We start from the raw sequence: 16,404 nt of genomic DNA on the forward strand, positions 1-16,404 counted from the left end.
CTCAGCTGACTTTCAGGCGCTTGCCGATCGCCATTTGAATCAGGGTGATCACCAGCGTGACGGCGAACAGCACCACGGTGATGGCGGAAGCGTAGCCTTTTTCCTGCAGGTAAAACGCGTACTTGTAGAACAGGTTGGTGACGGTCATCACGTCGTTTTCCACCAGCGCGCGGTCGAACATCAGGAACACCACGTCGAAGATTTGCAGGATCTCGATAAAGCTCATCACCGACACGAAAAACAGCGTCGGTACCATCATCGGCAGCGTGATGCAGAAGAAGCGGCGCAGGGTGCCGATGCCGTCGATATCCGCCGCCTCGTACAGCTGGCGCGGAATGCTCTGCAGCCCGGCCAGCAAAATGATGATCTTCAGCGCCAGCGACGACCAGATGATGATGATGGACACGCTGATGCGCACCACGTCCGGATCGGACAGCCAGGCGACCGGCGCAATGTGCAGCAGGCCCAGCGCCTGGTTGATCAGGCCGAAATCCTTGTTGAACAGCCATTGCCACACCATGGCCACCGCCGCAGGCATGGTGACCGCCGGCAGGAACAGCAGGGTGCGCAGCAGGCCTTTGCCACGGATGTTCTGATTGAGGCCGATCGCCAGCAGCAGCGACAGGCTCAGGCTGATCGGCACGCACACCACCACGTAGAACAAGGTGTTGGCGGCGGCGGTGTAGAAGTCGTCGTCTTCGAACAGGTTGAGATAGTTATCGACGCTGATGCTGCTCCAGCGCATGAACTGGTTCAGATCGGTAAAGCTGTAAAAAATGTTTTGCAAAAAGGGGATCAGGTAAAACACCGTCACCCCCAACAACAGCGGCAGGATCATCACCCAGCCCCAGAAGCGTTCGGCGCGTTCGAGCCGATTGAGCGCGGGGCGGGCGGTGCGCCGGGATGGTTTCAGGGTGACCGTAGCCGTTTCTGCCAGCGACATGTTGCCATTCCTCACCTATGACGTTCAGCGTGGGTCCACCGCGGCGCGCGCTCGGGGCAGCGCGCCGCGGCGGGGCGATTACTGCTCCATGACGCGCGCGATCTTCTTGACCGATTTGTCCATTTCCTGCTTAGCGTCCGCGCCCATAAAGATCTTCTTCAGGCTGGCTATCCACATGTTCTGCCACTTCGGCGTATTGGTGCCGGCGGTGGGGTAAGCCTGGGTCACTTCAAGGGTCTGGATATAAGGCGAAACGTCGACTTTCTGAATCTGCTGCGCCCAGACCTTGGCCGCCGTCTTGTTGGCCGGGATCACCACCTTGGCCAGCTCCGCCTGCGAGGCTTCGCTGCTCATGAAGGCGATATATTTCCAGGCGGCCTGCTTATGGGCGCTTTTGGCCGACATGGCGAAGGCCAGGCTGTGCGCCACGCCGGACTGGCGTTCAATTTTCGGCATCATTACCACGCCGATGTGATCGTTGATCAGCGGGTTGTTGGCGAACGGCGCCGCCAGCCAGGAACCGGCATAGACCATCGCGGCGCGGTTGGACTGGAAGATGTTCTCGGTTTTGACTTCGCTCATTTGCTGGGCGCTCGGCATCAGGCCGTCTTTCATCATGCCCTGCAGCTGCTGGTAGACCCAGATGGATTTGTCGTTGGCGATGTCGGTGGGTTGGCCGTCTTTCGGCACGATGTGATTGCCGTTTTGGAACAGCAGGTTCATGTAGCTGTCCTGGCCGTCGATGCTGAGATCCATCACCAACGGGAAGGCCGTGCCTTTCAGCCCGTTTTTCAGCGCGGTAGCCTTGCTTTTCAGATCGTCCCAGCTCCAGTCGCTGGTGGGGTAACTGACGCCGGCCTGATCGAACAGTTTTTTGTTGTACCACACGGCGATGGAATCGACGTCGCGCGGGATGGCCATCTGTTGGCCGTCATATTGGTAGGCTTTCACCGAGCTGGCGACCACGTCGTCCAGCTTAAGGCCGCTGTCCTTAATATAAGGCGCCAGCGGCTCCATAATGCCGTTTTTGGCATATTGCACAAAATAAGGCATATTGATCCAGAATATATCCGGCGCCACGCCGCCGGCGGCAGCGGAATCCAATTTAACGAAATATTGTGCAGAGGGCGTTAATTCTATTTCTATTTTTATATCCGGATTGGCCTGTTCAAAACGTTTGGCGATCTCCTGTTCGGCAGGTAATTGGTTTCTGTCCCAAACGGCATAGCGCAATGTTATTTTATCTGCGGCGTGGAGCAGGGTGGGTAATAATAATGCGCTGGCAAGAATAGAGTGCGCCAGCAGGCGTCCGGTATTTTTTATCGGTGACATTGCTTTCCCCTCGGTGAGCGATGAATAACGTTTTTCGCAACGTAAATTCTTTCTATCCCTTAACTTTCAATGTGTCAATACACCCCCGGACGCCCAAAAATGGGGCGTGAATGTTTCGTTGTTGTTAAAATAGAAAGGCTTTCACGGCCAAGTGAAAGGTAGGTTTGTTCACATTTTGTTAACGTATTGATGGGCTTTCTCCTTGCTGTCGCGGCATTTAGCGGCCCTCGCAGGCATAGGAATAACTGATAACCCTTGCACCATAATGGGGATTAAAAACATTTTTATTGTGCAAGCATCAGCTTCTTTCATTTTTGTGATGCAAATAAACAAAAAAATCGGCTTGCGGTAGTCAAAGAAGGGCGTGGGAACGATTTTTATTACCGGCTATTGTCTGTGGCAATAAAAGGCGCTAGCCTGAATTTCACCGTGTTTATTCATTAAAAATAAAGAGGGCCGAACATCATGCGCCTGTCTCTGGTATTTACCCATTGCCTGGAGAAAGTATTTCATCGCCACAGCGTGCCACCTATTTCCGTGGAGGAACGGCTGAGCGGGTTAAATAACGAGGTGCTTTCCTGGCAGGCGGTATACTGTTTGCAAACCCCGGGCAACGAGACTCGCCATGAGCTCTGTTATCAACTTGACGGGCCGCTGGCGGAGTATATCAGCGTGCGCCAGGTGCAATCGGTGCCGAGCGGTTTTCCCTGTTATCGCGAGACCGACGAGAATTACCTGACGACCGAGCCGGGGTTATTTCCCGATCCGCTGATGCCGCTGCCGCAACGGCGTTTTTTCGCCGCCTGCCGCTATTATGGCAGCCTGTGGTTGACCCTGACGCCGCCGGCCGATGCGCAACTGGCCGGCGACTTTCCGTTGACCCTGCGGCTGCTGGATGCGCAAACCGGAGAAGCGCTGGCCGAGGCCACGCTGACGCTGCATCTGGTGCCGGCGGCGTTGCCGCCGCAAACGCTGTTGCATACCGAGTGGCTGCATACCGACTGCCTGGCGGATTACTATCGCCTGGCGGTGTTCAGCCCGGATTACTGGCGCGCGGTGCGCCACTTTGTGCGCTGCGCGGTGCATGCCGGCGTCAATATGCTGCTGACGCCGCTGTTTACGCCACCGCTGGATACCGCCGTCGGCGGCGAACGCACCACGGTGCAGCTGGTCGGGGTGATGCGTTCGGCGCAGGGATATGGCTTCGATTTCAGCCGCCTGGCGCAGTGGATGGCGCTGGCGCAGGAAGAGGGCATCGAGCACTTCGAAATCGCGCCGCTGTTTACCCAATGGGGCGCGGCGCATGCGCCGAAGATCGTGGTGGAGGAGCAGGGCGAGGCGCGACCGCTTTTCGGCTGGCACACCGATGCACAGGGCGAACCGTATCAGCGTTTCCTGCAGGCGCTGCTGCCGGCGTTGACCGCCTGGTTCCGCGAACGGGGGCTGGAACGGCAGGTGTGGTTCCATGTTTCCGATGAGCCGACGCTGGACAACCTGGCGGCCTACCGGCGCGCCAGCGCCGCGCTGCGGCCGCTGCTGGACGGCTTCCGCACCTTCGACGCGCTGTCGGATTTCGCTTTCTATCAGCAAGGCCTGGTGGAGACCCCGGTCGCCGCCACCGATCATATCGAGCCCTTTATCGAACACCGGGTGCCCGGCCTGTGGGCTTATTATTGTTGCGTGCAGAAGACCGAGGTCGCCAACCGGTTCTTCGCCCAGCCTTCGGCGCGCAACCGCATATTGGGCGTGCAGCTGTATCTGTACCGCATCGCCGGCTTCCTGCATTGGGGATTCAACTTCTATAACAGCGCCCATTCGCGCGAGCGCATCAACCCGTACGCGGTGACCGACAGCGGCCATGCGTTTCCCTCCGGCGATCCGTTCGTGGTCTATCCGGGCGAGGATCTGCAGCCCGTGGAGTCGCTGCGCCTGCGGGTGCTGCACCAGGGGCTGCAGGACATGCGCGCGCTGCAGCTGCTGGAGAGTCTGACCGACCGGGCGACGGTGGAGGCGCTGATCGAACGCGAGCTGGGCATGCGCATCACCTTCAAGCGTTATCCGCATCAGGCCGGGCCGCTGCTGCGCCTGCGAGAAGCGGTGAACCGCCGCATCGAAGCGTTGTTGGCGCCGATGTGAGGGTCAATGGGGGCGAAAATGCGTCTTTCGCTCCCAAATCGCCATTACTTTGCTATACCTGATAGTCGATGGATTCATTTTATTGTCATGTAACTGACACGTCAGAGTCACGGCTCTGGCTTAAGTTTGCAGCGACTACGTCAGGAGATAACGCGATGTTCAGCCTGGATTCTCTGTTGCAAGATGCATTTCCACACCGCAATACCCCTGCCTGGCAGCGCAGCCTGCTAAGAACCCTTCTCTTCGAAAAAGAATTCAAACAGTTCGCCGCCGACTATCCCCACCTGAAAGGGCTTGATCTGATCGAGCAGGTGGTGGACTACTTCAACCTCAGCTGTGAGCTGGTGGACGGCGATCTGGAAAACATTCCGAGCCAGGGGCCGGTGGTGCTCGTGGCCAATCACCCGATCGGTTCGCTCGACGGCCTGGTGCTGCTGCGCGCCGTCGCGGCGGTGCGCCCGGATGTGAAAGTGGTGGCCAGCCAGCTGCTGACCTACATTGAACCGCTGCGCAATCTGTTCGTGCCGGTGGATAACGTCGCTTATAAAACCAGCCGCAAACAGATTGAAGGCATGCAGCAGCAGTTGGACAATCAGGGCGCGCTGATCCTGTTCCCGGCCGGCGAAGTGTCGCGCATGAGCCCGAAAGGCATCCGCGACGGCCACTGGCATACCGGTTTTCTGCGTCTGGCCGCCAAGGCGCGCGCGCCGATCGTGCCTATTCATATCAGCGCGCGCAACAGCAACTTGTTCTACTTTACGTCGCTGGTCTACCGTCCGCTGTCGACGCTGCTGCTGGTGCGCGAAATGTTCCAGCAGCGGGGCGGGCGCATCAAGATCCGCGTCGGCGGCCGCGTGCCGTTCGCCAACTGGCACGACGGCCACACCAGCGCCAAGGATCTGGCGGAGCGTTTTCGCCGCCACGTCTATCGCCTGGGCCAGGGTAAGCCGGGGCTGTTCGCCAGCGAATCGCCGATCGCGCTGCCGGAAGAGCGTCTGGAACTGAAAAAGGCGTTGGCGAACTGCGAACGGCTGGGGGTCACGCCGGACGGCAAAACCATCTACCTCTATCGTCGCCACGATGAAGCACGCACGCCGATCCTGCGTGAGCTGGGGCGCCTGCGCGAGATCGCTTTCCGCGCGGTGGGGGAAGGTTCCGGCCGCCGCCGCGATCTGGACAGCTACGACGACGATTACTACCACCTGGTGCTGTGGGATGAGGAGGAGCTGGAGATCGTCGGCGCCTACCGTTTTATCCCCACCGCCGAACAAATCGAACGCAAAGGGCTGGAAAGCATCTACAGCAACAGCCTGTTCCACTACGACCGCGATATGGAACCGATCCTGGCGCAGGGCATTGAACTGGGGCGCAGCTTCATTCAGCCGGCCTATTGGGGCAAGCGCGGGCTGGACTATTTGTGGCTGGGCATCGGCGCCTATCTGTCGAAATACCCGCAGTACCGCTATCTGTTCGGCCCGGTGTCGATCTCCGGCGGCATGCCGCTGGCGGCGCGCGATTTGCTGATTGCCTTCTACCGGCTTTATTTCTCGCCGGATCACGCCTTCGCACAGTCGCGTCGGCCTTATCCGGCGTCGCTGCCGCAGGTGCTGGCGCAGTTTGCCGGGGACAACTACCAGGAAGACCTGGTGCGGTTAAAGAGCCTGCTCAGCAACATCGGCTGTTCGATCCCGACGCTGTACAAACAGTACACCGAGCTGTGCGAACCGGGTGGGGTGCAGTTTATCGACTTCGGCACCGATCCGGCGTTCAACAACTGCATCGATGGGCTGGTGCTGGTGGATACCACGCGGCTCAAGCCGTCGCGCTATCAGCGTTATATCGCGGTGCACCAGCCACAGCCAGCCGAGACGGCATGATCGGCGTCTGACTCATGCCTTTTTGATCTAAGTACGACCTTGGGGCCGGCGACGGGATAGCGTTACGATAACCGTTTTGCTTTCCACCGCCGGAGCCTGTCATGCCTCACTCGTTTATCCCGCCGCTATTGTCCGCCGATGAACCGCCTGCCGCCGCCGTTGAAATCCCGCATGGCAAGGCGCCATTTTTGCTGCTGTGCGATCACGCCGGCAAGGCGATACCGCGATCCCTCGGCGATCTCGGTTTGCCGCCGGGGGAGATCGAACGCCACATCGGTTGGGATATCGGCGCGCTGAGCGTGTCGCGCCATCTGAGCCGCCAGTTGGACGCCACGCTGATTCATCAGCGTTACTCACGGCTGGTGATCGACTGCAACCGGGCGCCTGGCATCGCCAGCTCGATCCCGCCTTTGTCCGAACTGACGCCAATCCCCGGCAATATCGGTATCGACGCCGAGCACGCGCTGGCGCGCGAACGCGAGGTGTTTTTGCCGTATCACCACGCCATCGACGATCATCTGGGGCAACGCCAACTGCGTGAATTGCCGACGGCGGTGATCGCCATGCACAGCTTTACGCCGGTGTTTAAAGGGGCATCGCGCCCCTGGCAGGTGGGGCTGCTGTTTAATCGCTACCCGGAATTTGCCCATCTGCTGGCCGAACTGCTGCGCGAAGAAGGGGATTTGCAGGTGGGTATTAACGAACCTTATGCGATGACGGACGCCACCGATTACACGTTGCCGGTTCATGCGGAACGCCGCGGTTTGCCTTACGTCGGCATCGAAATTCGCCAGGATCTGATCGCCGATGAACGCGGGCAGCAGGCGTGGGCGAAACGTTTCGCACGCCTGTTGCCGCAGGCCTGGCAACGCTGGCAAATTTGACTTTAGGAATATTCCCAGAGATGATAACCGTAAGGAATACGTAAGACGTCATTAGAAAAAAAGTCAGGAGAGACGTGTGGAGCACAGCGATAACGGACTGTTTATCAAACGGGAGCGTTTTGAAGTTCTGGCGATTCTGCGTGAAATTTGCAAACAACGCACGCCGCTGCGCGTAGAAAATCAGCAGCACCGGTTTCAAAGTCTGTTATTGAGCGTCGGGCCGGACAATATCGTGTTTAGCGGTGAGGAAGCCTCGAGCGCCATCGACGGCGCCTGCACCATCGTGATTGAAAGCCACGACGCTAAAATCGAGTTTTCCGTCGGCCAGGCGGAGCTGACCGAACATCAGGGCGTCCAGGCCTGCTCGACCCGTCTGCCGCAGGAGCTGGTCTATATACAGCGCCGTCGCCAATTCCGCATCACTACGCCGCACTGGCGCCAATTTTTCTGCACCGGCGAATACCCGGACGGTACGCCTTATGAGCTGCGGATCCACGATCTGTCCGCCGGCGGCGTCGGTTTGCGCTTCGACGGCCCGCTGCCGGATTTCTTCCAGCCGGGCTTGCAGTTCAAGAAAGCGGAGCTGGATCTGGGCAGCTACGGCAACTTTAAGGTCAACATGGAGCTGGTGGTGGTCAACGACGATCAGGAAACTGACGACAACGACCAGATGGTACACTTCTCGCGCCTGTCATGCCGCTTCCTCAAGCTGGGGCTGGCGATGGAGCGCAAAATCCAGAGCGCGGTGTTCGCCTTCGAGCTGGATTTCAACAAAAAGAAAAAACGCTGATAGTTATCAGGGGCGGCACGCTGCCCCTGACTCTCTACCGGCCTTACGGCTTTAACGCCCGCAGGCTACCGATCTCTTCCCAACCGAAATGCGCCGCTTCGGCCAGGACGTTGCACACTTCGCCGCCGGCGGCAATCACTGCCGCGTCGAGTGCGGCGCCGTGCAGCAGATGGCTCACCAGCAGTGCGGTGAACAGATCGCCGGTGCCTTTGACCGCCGATTTGACCTTCGGATGGGTAAAGCACTGCGCTTCCTGCCGGGTGACCAGCATTAAGCCGACTTCGTCTTGGTGTTGCGCCACGCCCGGCGCGCTGGTGACCAGCACCCATTCAGTGGTGTCGTTCAACAGCGCCTGCGCAGCGTGTTGCGTCTGCTCTCGGCTGCTCAGAGCGCGCCCGCACAGCTGCTCCAGTTCGAAACCGTTCGGCGTCAGGCCGTTGGCCAGCCGCAGGAACGGCGAGCGATAGCAGTTGACGATGCGCTCATCCACATAGATCCCTTCACCGTAGTCGCCCATCACCGGATCGATATAGATCTTTATCTGCGGATTGAGGGCGCGCACCCGCTGCAGCCAGTTGGCCAGAATATGGCACTGCATCACGTCGCCCAGGTAACCGACGATCACCGCCCGGGTGCGTTTCATCACGCCGCGGGCGATCAGATCGTCGAGAAAGCCGCCGAACCACTCGCCGGAGATGACGCCGCCGTGCGGTTTGCCGTAATAGGGCGGGCAGCCGAACAGCACGCTGGGCACCTGCAGCGCTTCCAGCCCCTTTTTCAGCAGGGCGCGGTAGGCGATGCCGTTGCCGACGCTGCCGTAGACCACCTGAGATTGAATGCTGATCACATCGATGGACGGTGACCGCAAGGGGGAAGCTTGTTGCATGAGTTACATCCTTGGTTCGTTGTTATCCAGCCAGCGTGCGAACACCTGGCGCGCACGCTGTTCCAGCGGTGCACCGTGGCGCGCCGCCTGTTCACGCAGGGTCTGAGGCGCGATGCCGGCCAGTTCCAGCTCGCAGGCATGGCCAATCAGCCAGCGTTCGATATCGCGATGATCCGCCTCCAGATGGAACTGCAGGCCGAGTGCGAAACCCTGATAGTCGAAGGCCTGATGCGGGCAAAGCGCCGTGCCGGCGAGACAACGGGCGCCGTCCGGGATCATGAACATATCCCCGTGCCAATGCAGAACCGGCGTGTCGGCCAGCGGCGCCAGCACCGAATCCTCTTCCATCGCCGGCATGGTCAGTGGGGCGAAGCCTATCTCTTTCACGCCGAGCGAGATAACCTCAGCGCCCAGCGCCTGAGCGATCACCTGCGCGCCGAGACACACCCCGAGGGTCGGCCGCCGCTGCGCCAGGCGCTGTTTGACCAGCGCCAATTCATGGTCGAGAAAATCATAGCGCTGCTCACCGGAAAAGTGCTGGGCGGCGCTGATCGGCCCACCGAGTACCACCAACAGATCGGTCTCTTCATTATTGATAGCACGAATATCATCGCGACCGGCATCGTAATAGTCGATCTGATAGCCGCGCAGCGAGAGCAGGGAACCGAGGATACCCAGATTTTCAAAATTGACGTGCCGAATGGCGACGGCTTTTTTCATTGTTTAACCTCGCTCGCGTGAGTGAAAGGGGCCAGCGCCAGCGATTCGCCCAGCACGGTGATGCCCTGCGCGCCGCTCTGGTAGATGATGCGGCGTTCGCTGACCTGGCTGAGCTGGACCTGATAACCCTGTGCGGACGGGAACAGCGCGCACGCCTGCTCCAGCTGATCGGCTGCCCAGGGGGTGAACAGCTGCAGGCGGGCAAAGGCTTTTCCTGCATACTGAATGTCGAGCACGTAATGTTTATCCATGGAACCCCTTACTTTTGGTCGCAGAAGCTGCTAATCTTATTTGAACTAGTACAAAAGGATTTATGTATGAATTCATTGTATGCAAAAGGTGGCGGCGCTGTCCAGATAGCCGAGCAGATCGTCGCGCGCATCAAAGACGGCGCGCTGCGGCCGGGCGAGCTGTTGCCGCCGGTACGCCAGCTGGCGGCGGAGCTGGAGGTCAATCCGAATACCGTCGCCAGCGCATACGCCCGATTGCGCGATGCCGGTCTGGTGGCGACGCGTGGGCGGGCGGGAACGGTGGTGCTGGAGCCGCCGCTGGCGGCGGTGAGTGCGGCCTATATGCCGCGTCAGGTGCCGGCGGGGATGTGCGATCTGGCCAGCGGCAACCTGGATGCCGCCCTGTTGCCGGCGTTGGCACTGGGCGCGGCGGCGGTGTTTCCGCAACAAAACGGCTATGACATCAGCGGCGATCTGCCGGTCTTGACCAGCCTGGGGCGTGAGTGGCTCGGCCGCCAGGGCGTTACCTTGGGGGAACCTGCGGTGTTCTCCGGCGCGCTGGACGCGATGGAAAAGGCGCTGCGCAGTCATGCCCAGCCGGGGGCGGCGGTGTGGGTGGAAGATCCCTGCTGGCCGCCGCTATTGACGCTGCTGCGCCACCTGCGTCTGCGGCCGCTGCCGCTGGCGGTGGATGAACAGGGCTGTCGGTTGCCGGAAAGCGGGGTGGCCGGGGCGGTGATCCTGACGCCGCGTGCCCATAATCCGACCGGTGCCTCGCTATCCGCGCAGCGTGCGCAGCAGTGGCGAGGTTTTCTGCGCGACAACCCGCAGTGTCTGGCGATCGTCGACGACTTCTGGGGGCCGCTGTCGCAGCAGCGCCTGCATCTGCCGTTCGACGGCGATCGCGGTTTGTACGTGCTGTCGCTCAGCAAGTTTCTCAGCCCGGATCTGCGCATCGCGCTGGCCAGCGGCTGCCCGACATTGCTGCAGGCGATGCGCGCCGATCAGTACATCAGCGAGCGCTGGGTCAGCCATATTTTGCAGCAGATTGCCGCCAGACTGTGGGAACAGGCGTTGCAGGAAGGGCAATTGCAGCGGGCGCAGCAGGTGTATCAGGCCAGGCGTGATGAGCTGGTGCGGCGTCTCAACGCATTGAACCACACGGCGCTGGCGGTGGGTGAAGGGCTGCACCTGTGGTTGCCGGTGCGGTCAGAAACCGCCGCCGCGCAGCTGATGGCGCAGCGGGGATGGTTGGTGCAAGGGGGGGAACCTTTCCGCCTGAAGTGTGGCCCGGCGCTCCGCGTCAGCCTGGCTAACGTCATGCCGGCGCAGTTGGCGCCGCTGGCGCAGGATCTGGCCGACGCCATGCGGGCCAGCGCGGCGATTAACTAGGCCGGCGTCAGGCTCTCCTCCGCCAGCAGCTGCAGTGAGGTGAGCCGGGCGCTCGGTTCGCCGATCGGCGTGTCGATGATGAACTCGTCCACGCCGTGCCGCTGCTGCAGCTGCGCCAGCTGTTGATGCACCTGCCGCGCGGTGCCGAGCAGGATATGGCTTTCCCGCGGTTCGATGCGGTAGTCGGTGGCGCCGGCCTGCTGCACGAAGCTCTCTGCCTGCGCCAGACTGCCGACGGTCACGCTCTGCTCACCGGCGACGTGCACGCGGTATTGTCGAATATCGGCCGCCAGCGCCTCAGCCTGTCCCGCGCTTGGGGCCACGATCGCGGCCACCGCCAGCAGCGCCTTGCGGCCGCCGCTCAGTGCGGTGTAGTGCGCCAGCGCCTCGCGGATATCTTGCGGATTGCCGTTCAGATGCGCGGCAAACACGAAGGCCCAGCCGGATTCAGCCGCCAGCGTCGCGCTCTCTTTACTGGCGCCGAGCAGAAAGCGCTGGGCGGCGTGCGGCGGCAGCGGTGTGGCGCTCAGGCCCGGTTCGGCGTCGTCGTTCAGGTAGGCGGTCAGCTGCGACAGCTGCTGCGGGAATGCCGGTTTGTTTTGTCGGTCATGGGCGGCCTGCAGCGCCTGGGTGGCGAGCGGCAGCCCGCCGGGCGCTTTGCCCACCCCGAGATCGACGCGCCCCGGCGCCAGCGCCGCCAGCAGGTTAAAGTTTTCGGCCACCTTGTAGGCGCTGTAGTGTTGCAGCATCACGCCGCCGGAGCCGATGCGAATGCGCGACGTCTGGCCGAGCAGGTAGCCGATCAATATTTCCGGCGACGGGCAGGCGAGCTGCGGCGTGTTGTGGTGCTCAGCCAGCCAGAAACGCCGATAGCCCCAGCGTTCCGCCTGTTGCGCCAGATGCAGCGTGCGCGCCAGCGCCTGGGCGGCGCTTTCTCCGTCGGCGATCGGACTCTTTTCCAATATGCTCAAGGCATAAGCCATTTTTCCCGCTCCTTTCCTCATCAGATATGCCTGACAAATACCATGCGGGCGACGCGTACCTTAATACTGATTGGCGATAGGATATTCCATTGATCCAAAACGAATTTGGATATGCGCATAACGGTAAAGCGCCGCGATGTTATCCCTCGAGCCAGGCCTTCAGACGAATGGCGTCACGGTAGTGGCCGTAGCGCGGCTGCGCGCCGAGCAGGATCATCACCACCGGCTGCCCTTTGATGGTGGTGCGCATCACCAGGCAGTGGCCGGCCTCGTCGGTAAAGCCGGTTTTCTGCAGCTGAATTTTCCAGGCCGGATTATTGATCAGGCCGTTGGAGCTGCGGTAGACCAGCTGGCCGCGGCCAGGGCGCACGATCTGCTGCTTGTCGGTGCTGAAGTGGCGGATCGACTGATAGCGATAGGCGTGATTGACCATCTTCAGCAGGTCGTTGGCGGTCGCCACATTGCGTGGCGTCAGCCCGGTCGGATCGTAGAAGCGGCTGCGTTTCATGCCGATGGCGCGCGCTTTCTGGTTCATTTTCGCCACGAAGGCCTTGCGCCCGCCGGGATAGCTGCGGCTCAGCGCCGCAGCGGCGCGGTTCTCCGAAGACATCAGGGCGATGTGCAGCATGTCGCGGCGGCTGAGTACCGAGCCGATGGTCAGGCGTGAATGGGTTTTCTTCAGCAGATCGCGATCGGCGGCGGTGACTTTGAGCTTGCCGCCCATCGGGCGTTTGCTGTCCAGGGCGACCATGGCGGTCATCAGCTTGGTGATCGAGGCGATCGGCAGCACACGGTTCGGCTGCTTTTGATAAAGCGTTTTTCCGGTACGCTGATTGACGACCAGCACCGATTTGGCATTCAACACCAACGGCGGCGGGGCAGCATGGACGGGCGCCAACACGAATAGCAGGCTGAACAGAAGAGCGGCGCCGAAGCGCCGGGCGGGCAGACGGAGAAAAGCGTGAGATAAAAGCATAGCGACGGCAATAATGACCCTAAGTGATTAAAAAATATCAAAAGAGTCTGCCCGGCAAATGTGAAGGAAATAGGGCGATAATCGCTCAAACTGTTACAACAATCCCTTTTGCCGCAGCGTGAAGCGGGTGGCCTCGTTCAGATCGTAGTCCGCCAGGCGCTCGCGCGGCACCCAGGCGTAGTCGTCAAACTCGTCGTTGATCGTCACGTCGCGGTTGGCGGCATGGCAGTCGAAAATCAGGTAAATCATGTAGATTTGCTCCTGGCTGCCGTCGGCGTAGGTTTTGATACGCACGTCGTCGCGGAAGGTCCAGGGCGTGATGCTGTCGAGGATCAGCGCGGTGCCCAGCTCTTCGCGCACTTCGCGCCGCAGCGCCTGTTCAATCTGCTCACCCGGCTCGACGCCGCCGCCGGACAGTGCCCACTGGCCGGGGAATACGCCCTTGTGGGCGGCCATCTTGCACAGCAGGAAGGCGTTATCGTTTTCAATCAGCGGGCAGACAATGATGCGTTGGCGCATGGATGACTCCTGTCAAAAAAACCAAGCCGCAGGGTAGCAGATTTGGTGGCGCGCGGCAGCGAGGAAGGTCGCGTTCTGCGCGGCGGCGGGAAATCCCATTGGCGCTTGCTATGCCACCGGCTTTGTCTTCTTCAACGGGAAATCAATCGCCGATGTTATTAAGTATCAATTAGTATGATTTCTCTTCAGGATAAAGAACGGACTTTAACCTGTCACGGAGTGGATAACGCATGCTTAATGGAATAAAACCGCTGTGCCTGACTCTCTTGCTGTTGCTGTCGGCCTGCCACAGCGGGCCGGTCAGACAGCCACCTCACGACGCCACGGCGTCTGCCCCTATCGATCCAACCAAGTCGCTTTTTCCGTTGGACAATTATTCGCAGTCTGTCGATAAATGGCTGCCTCCCGGCCCACAGCGGCAGGTTGCCGTGCTGGATCCTGCCGCCCAGCAACGTCATTTTTCTGCCCTCAAATCCCACTATTTTGGCATGGGGCCGAATGAAGAATCCCCCTGGAATCCGCATTACATCGCTTCCGTCTTGAGCCGTGAAGCGGAAAGCCATCGTGATGCCGCCATGGATAAATATCTTGGCAATGAAAGTGTCTCCTGGGGTGAAAACTTCAGGACTTACGCTGACCGCTGGAAACAGCAGGTCAGGAATAATGCGTCTGTCGGCATTGACAAGGCTTATCATTCTTCGGCCAGGGGTATTGCGATTAGGGAAACGCTGGTCAGGATCTTGCCGACAGACGATCCGGCTTATGACGATCCGCGTCTGGCAGGGCAAGGTTATCCCTTTGATAATTTGCAGGACTCTTCTATCCGCCCCGGAACACCGGTATACGTTGTGGCGGAAAGCCGCGATAAACGCTGGAACTACGTCATATCGCCTACGGTGATCGGCTGGGTGCATAGCGAAGATATCGCGGCGGCGGATCGGCGGTTTGTCAGCGAATGGCTGGCGCTGGCAGGGAAAAATTTGGGAGCATTCATTCAGCAGCCAGTATCTGTACAAGAAGGGGAACTGTTTTATTTTACGGCGCGCCACGGCACGATTCTGCCATTTTACCGTCACCGGCAGGGTGTTTTTAAGGTTGCCGTGCCGGTACGCCGGGAGGATGGCCGCGCGCAGATTCGCCGGATCGGTGTAGCGGAGGAGGTGTTTACCGCCATGCCGTGGAAAATGACGCCAGACCATCTTGCCACGTTGATGCGTTCGATGAGCGGCAGGCCCTACGGCTGGGGGAATTATAACTTCAATAATGACTGCTCGGCCGAACTGCGCAGCCTGTTGATGCCTTTCGGGGTGTTTCTTCCCAGGAATTCCGCCGCGCAGATACAGGCGGCAAGCCGGGTGATCGATCTCAGTCAAGCGAGCACGGATGAACGGCTGCGCTATCTCAAGGAACATGGCAAACCGTTCACCACGCTGGTCTACATTCCGGGCCATATCATGCTGTATATCGGCAACGCGACCATTAACGGCCAGAATGTCCCGATGACGTACCAGAATATCTGGGGCCTGCGCCCGGCAGATTCAAAAAGCCGCAGCATTATCGGCGGCGCAGTCTTTTTCCCGCTTCTGGCGACCTATCCGGAGGATCCTGAACTGACCTCGCTGGCGGGCAAGGCGCAGTTTAAACTGGGTTTTATTGAGTAACCTCTGCATGCCTATCAAGTGGCCGTTTCGTCGGTCTCTTGATAGGCGATGGCAAGCGGGGTGTGTTAATTGCCTAGCCTGTCTTTGATGATTTTATCATGTTGATCCGTCAGGTTGGCGTAATTCCAAATAAACAATCCGCCAAGATTAAAATCCAGAACCTGATCGATAAAGTAATTTAAATTCCAGTCGGTCAATCCCCGCGTCGTTAGGGCCAAAATGCATTTTTTATTCTCGGCGCCGTTGGCCAACGATTGTTTTAATGCCGGGATGACATTAGCGAGAATATCGTCATTGCTCCACATCGCTGCGGCATAGCAATAATGAATAAAGCGATCGCACTGGCCTGACAGAATGATTTTTCTGACTTTCTCGTTGAGCTTTTTACCATTTTCCGTATTGGGATGATTGTACGAATAGCCGGCAATAAAACCCAAGCTGGTCTCTTTACGGGCCTCTTTTAGTCGTTTCATGGTTTCGATGACGCGTTCGGTGTTCATGTTGCATTCGTCATCAAAATCGACGCCGTCCCAGCCCCGGTTTACCGTGGCTTCAACGATCCTCAACACTTCATCCTCGTTTGCCGGCTTTTGCTGAGGAGAGCATCCGCCGCCGCCATAGACCCAGAGCGTCTTCCCTTTAAAACCGGGGAGAGTATCGGGTTTGTTTTGCTTTTCCGGGCTCCATCCTGGATGCGCTGATGTGCCCGTGGTCAATCCATCAAGGTTGGTGACCATACCATACATCATGACATCGAATTCTTTGAGGGGCTGGCCAGTCAGAGACTGGCTCCATCCACCCGTAATAAACGTGTTCATCGTCGTTGTCTCCTTATTAATAGTGTTCCTTAAATAAATATGTCTTGCGTGATTGAGGGTATCAGTCTCTATATTGATGTTGCCATTGTGCAGTCACTGACCGGGCAAAGGATAAAAACTATTTTGAGTTAACATGACGTTTTTATGACGAAAATATTAATCATCAGGAACGCTGAAAATCATTAACGCCGATAGATAAAGATTGCTATAACAGCGGGGACGATCTGGGTTAACGGCGAGAGGCAGGATAAGGCGTT

The 16,404-nt window shown here is 59.2% G+C and carries 15 protein-coding genes; 6 read left to right on the plus strand and 9 right to left on the minus strand.

Translation table 11 applies throughout. The features are described from left to right. Position 1 precedes the first annotated feature (1 nt). On the minus strand, positions 2 to 943 hold the full coding sequence (locus FHU12_RS08400; RefSeq protein WP_025302955.1) for a carbohydrate ABC transporter permease: 942 nt from the start codon (positions 941 to 943) through the stop codon (positions 2 to 4). A gap of 78 nt (positions 944 to 1,021) precedes the next feature. Continuing rightward, on the minus strand, positions 1,022 to 2,275 hold the full coding sequence (locus FHU12_RS08405; RefSeq protein WP_141968622.1) for an ABC transporter substrate-binding protein: 1,254 nt from the start codon (positions 2,273 to 2,275) through the stop codon (positions 1,022 to 1,024). Positions 2,276 to 2,740: 465 nt separating this feature from the next. Here FHU12_RS08405 and FHU12_RS08410 point away from each other — a divergent pair, with 465 nt between their 5' ends. The 4 genes from FHU12_RS08410 to FHU12_RS08425 all read left to right on the plus strand — a co-directional run bounded on the left by FHU12_RS08410 (position 2,741) and on the right by FHU12_RS08425 (position 7,962). Beyond that, a complete protein-coding gene (locus tag FHU12_RS08410) occupies positions 2,741 to 4,411 on the plus strand; it encodes a DUF4091 domain-containing protein (protein WP_141968624.1) in 1,671 nt (556 codons plus the stop codon). 155 nt (positions 4,412 to 4,566) lie between these two features. After that, a complete protein-coding gene (gene olsF, locus FHU12_RS08415) occupies positions 4,567 to 6,288 on the plus strand; it encodes an ornithine lipid synthase OlsF (protein ID WP_049295692.1) in 1,722 nt (573 codons plus the stop codon). 101 nt (positions 6,289 to 6,389) lie between these two features. Beyond that, positions 6,390 to 7,172: an N-formylglutamate amidohydrolase gene (locus tag FHU12_RS08420; RefSeq protein ID WP_141968626.1), complete on the plus strand. Its 783-nt coding sequence runs from the start codon at positions 6,390 to 6,392 to the stop codon at positions 7,170 to 7,172. Between the two features lie 76 nt (positions 7,173 to 7,248). After that, the gene (locus tag FHU12_RS08425; protein ID WP_141968628.1) at positions 7,249 to 7,962 is read left to right on the plus strand and encodes a flagellar brake protein; all 714 of its coding nucleotides are present in this window, start codon (positions 7,249 to 7,251) and stop codon (positions 7,960 to 7,962) included. Positions 7,963 to 8,005: 43 nt separating this feature from the next. Here the strand turns inward: FHU12_RS08425 and pdxY are convergent, their stop codons facing one another. Genes pdxY through FHU12_RS08440 form a run of 3 tightly spaced genes read right to left on the minus strand, consistent with a single transcriptional unit; the run spans position 8,006 to position 9,819 of the window. Next, the gene (pdxY, locus tag FHU12_RS08430) at positions 8,006 to 8,848 is read right to left on the minus strand and encodes a pyridoxal kinase (protein ID WP_141968631.1); all 843 of its coding nucleotides are present in this window, start codon (positions 8,846 to 8,848) and stop codon (positions 8,006 to 8,008) included. Positions 8,849 to 8,851: 3 nt separating this feature from the next. Further along, on the minus strand, positions 8,852 to 9,568 hold the full coding sequence (locus FHU12_RS08435; RefSeq protein WP_141968633.1) for a glutamine amidotransferase: 717 nt from the start codon (positions 9,566 to 9,568) through the stop codon (positions 8,852 to 8,854). Further along, positions 9,565 to 9,819 carry a hypothetical protein gene (locus FHU12_RS08440; protein ID WP_141968635.1) on the minus strand — a complete coding sequence of 85 codons (255 nt, stop codon included), beginning with the start codon at positions 9,817 to 9,819 and terminating at the stop codon, positions 9,565 to 9,567. The genes FHU12_RS08435 and FHU12_RS08440 overlap by 4 nt, the downstream gene beginning before the upstream one ends. A 66-nt stretch (positions 9,820 to 9,885) precedes the next feature. Here FHU12_RS08440 and FHU12_RS08445 point away from each other — a divergent pair, with 66 nt between their 5' ends. Next, positions 9,886 to 11,190, plus strand: coding sequence for an aminotransferase class I/II-fold pyridoxal phosphate-dependent enzyme (locus tag FHU12_RS08445; RefSeq protein ID WP_141968636.1), 1,305 nt, complete (start codon positions 9,886 to 9,888; stop codon positions 11,188 to 11,190). On the opposite strand, the gene FHU12_RS08450 is transcribed toward FHU12_RS08445, so the two are convergent. The 3 genes from FHU12_RS08450 to nudI all read right to left on the minus strand — a co-directional run bounded on the left by FHU12_RS08450 (position 11,187) and on the right by nudI (position 13,668). Then, positions 11,187 to 12,173, minus strand: a complete 987-nt coding sequence (locus tag FHU12_RS08450) for an MsnO8 family LLM class oxidoreductase (protein WP_141968638.1) — start codon at positions 12,171 to 12,173, stop codon at positions 11,187 to 11,189. The genes FHU12_RS08445 and FHU12_RS08450 overlap by 4 nt on opposite strands. A gap of 139 nt (positions 12,174 to 12,312) precedes the next feature. After that, a complete protein-coding gene (gene pbpG, locus FHU12_RS08455) occupies positions 12,313 to 13,149 on the minus strand; it encodes a D-alanyl-D-alanine endopeptidase (RefSeq protein WP_141968640.1) in 837 nt (278 codons plus the stop codon). A 93-nt stretch (positions 13,150 to 13,242) separates the two neighbouring features. Next, a complete protein-coding gene (nudI, locus tag FHU12_RS08460) occupies positions 13,243 to 13,668 on the minus strand; it encodes a nucleoside triphosphatase NudI (RefSeq protein ID WP_141968642.1) in 426 nt (141 codons plus the stop codon). A 230-nt stretch (positions 13,669 to 13,898) separates the two neighbouring features. Between nudI and FHU12_RS08465 the strand changes: the two genes are divergently transcribed. Next, on the plus strand, positions 13,899 to 15,329 hold the full coding sequence (locus FHU12_RS08465) for a C40 family peptidase (RefSeq protein ID WP_141968644.1): 1,431 nt from the start codon (positions 13,899 to 13,901) through the stop codon (positions 15,327 to 15,329). Between the two features lie 65 nt (positions 15,330 to 15,394). Here FHU12_RS08465 and FHU12_RS08470 read toward each other — a convergent pair whose 3' ends face one another. Further along, on the minus strand, positions 15,395 to 16,147 hold the full coding sequence (locus FHU12_RS08470) for a glycoside hydrolase family 18 protein (protein ID WP_141968646.1): 753 nt from the start codon (positions 16,145 to 16,147) through the stop codon (positions 15,395 to 15,397). Positions 16,148 to 16,404 lie beyond the last annotated feature (257 nt).

This window comes from Serratia marcescens (assembly GCF_006715005.1).
In the GTDB taxonomy this organism is placed as follows: domain Bacteria; phylum Pseudomonadota; class Gammaproteobacteria; order Enterobacterales; family Enterobacteriaceae; genus Serratia; species Serratia montpellierensis.

What these genes read in the sequence shown, in the direction of transcription:
- FHU12_RS08445 (WP_141968636.1), top strand. Translation starts at nt 9,886, where the DNA reads ATGAATTCATTGTATGCAAAAGGTGGCGGCGCTGTCCAGATAGCCGAG.
- FHU12_RS08410 (WP_141968624.1), top strand. Translation starts at nt 2,741, where the DNA reads ATGCGCCTGTCTCTGGTATTTACCCATTGCCTGGAGAAAGTATTTCAT.
- pbpG (WP_141968640.1), bottom strand. Translation starts at nt 13,149, where the DNA reads ATGCTTTTATCTCACGCTTTTCTCCGTCTGCCCGCCCGGCGCTTCGGC.
- nudI (WP_141968642.1), bottom strand. Translation starts at nt 13,668, where the DNA reads ATGCGCCAACGCATCATTGTCTGCCCGCTGATTGAAAACGATAACGCC.
- FHU12_RS08440 (WP_141968635.1), bottom strand. Translation starts at nt 9,819, where the DNA reads ATGGATAAACATTACGTGCTCGACATTCAGTATGCAGGAAAAGCCTTT.
- pdxY (WP_141968631.1), bottom strand. Translation starts at nt 8,848, where the DNA reads ATGCAACAAGCTTCCCCCTTGCGGTCACCGTCCATCGATGTGATCAGC.
- FHU12_RS08420 (WP_141968626.1), top strand. Translation starts at nt 6,390, where the DNA reads ATGCCTCACTCGTTTATCCCGCCGCTATTGTCCGCCGATGAACCGCCT.
- FHU12_RS08405 (WP_141968622.1), bottom strand. Translation starts at nt 2,275, where the DNA reads ATGTCACCGATAAAAAATACCGGACGCCTGCTGGCGCACTCTATTCTT.
- olsF (WP_049295692.1), top strand. Translation starts at nt 4,567, where the DNA reads ATGTTCAGCCTGGATTCTCTGTTGCAAGATGCATTTCCACACCGCAAT.
- FHU12_RS08450 (WP_141968638.1), bottom strand. Translation starts at nt 12,173, where the DNA reads ATGGCTTATGCCTTGAGCATATTGGAAAAGAGTCCGATCGCCGACGGA.
- FHU12_RS08465 (WP_141968644.1), top strand. Translation starts at nt 13,899, where the DNA reads ATGCTTAATGGAATAAAACCGCTGTGCCTGACTCTCTTGCTGTTGCTG.
- FHU12_RS08435 (WP_141968633.1), bottom strand. Translation starts at nt 9,568, where the DNA reads ATGAAAAAAGCCGTCGCCATTCGGCACGTCAATTTTGAAAATCTGGGT.
- FHU12_RS08400 (WP_025302955.1), bottom strand. Translation starts at nt 943, where the DNA reads ATGTCGCTGGCAGAAACGGCTACGGTCACCCTGAAACCATCCCGGCGC.
- FHU12_RS08470 (WP_141968646.1), bottom strand. Translation starts at nt 16,147, where the DNA reads ATGAACACGTTTATTACGGGTGGATGGAGCCAGTCTCTGACTGGCCAG.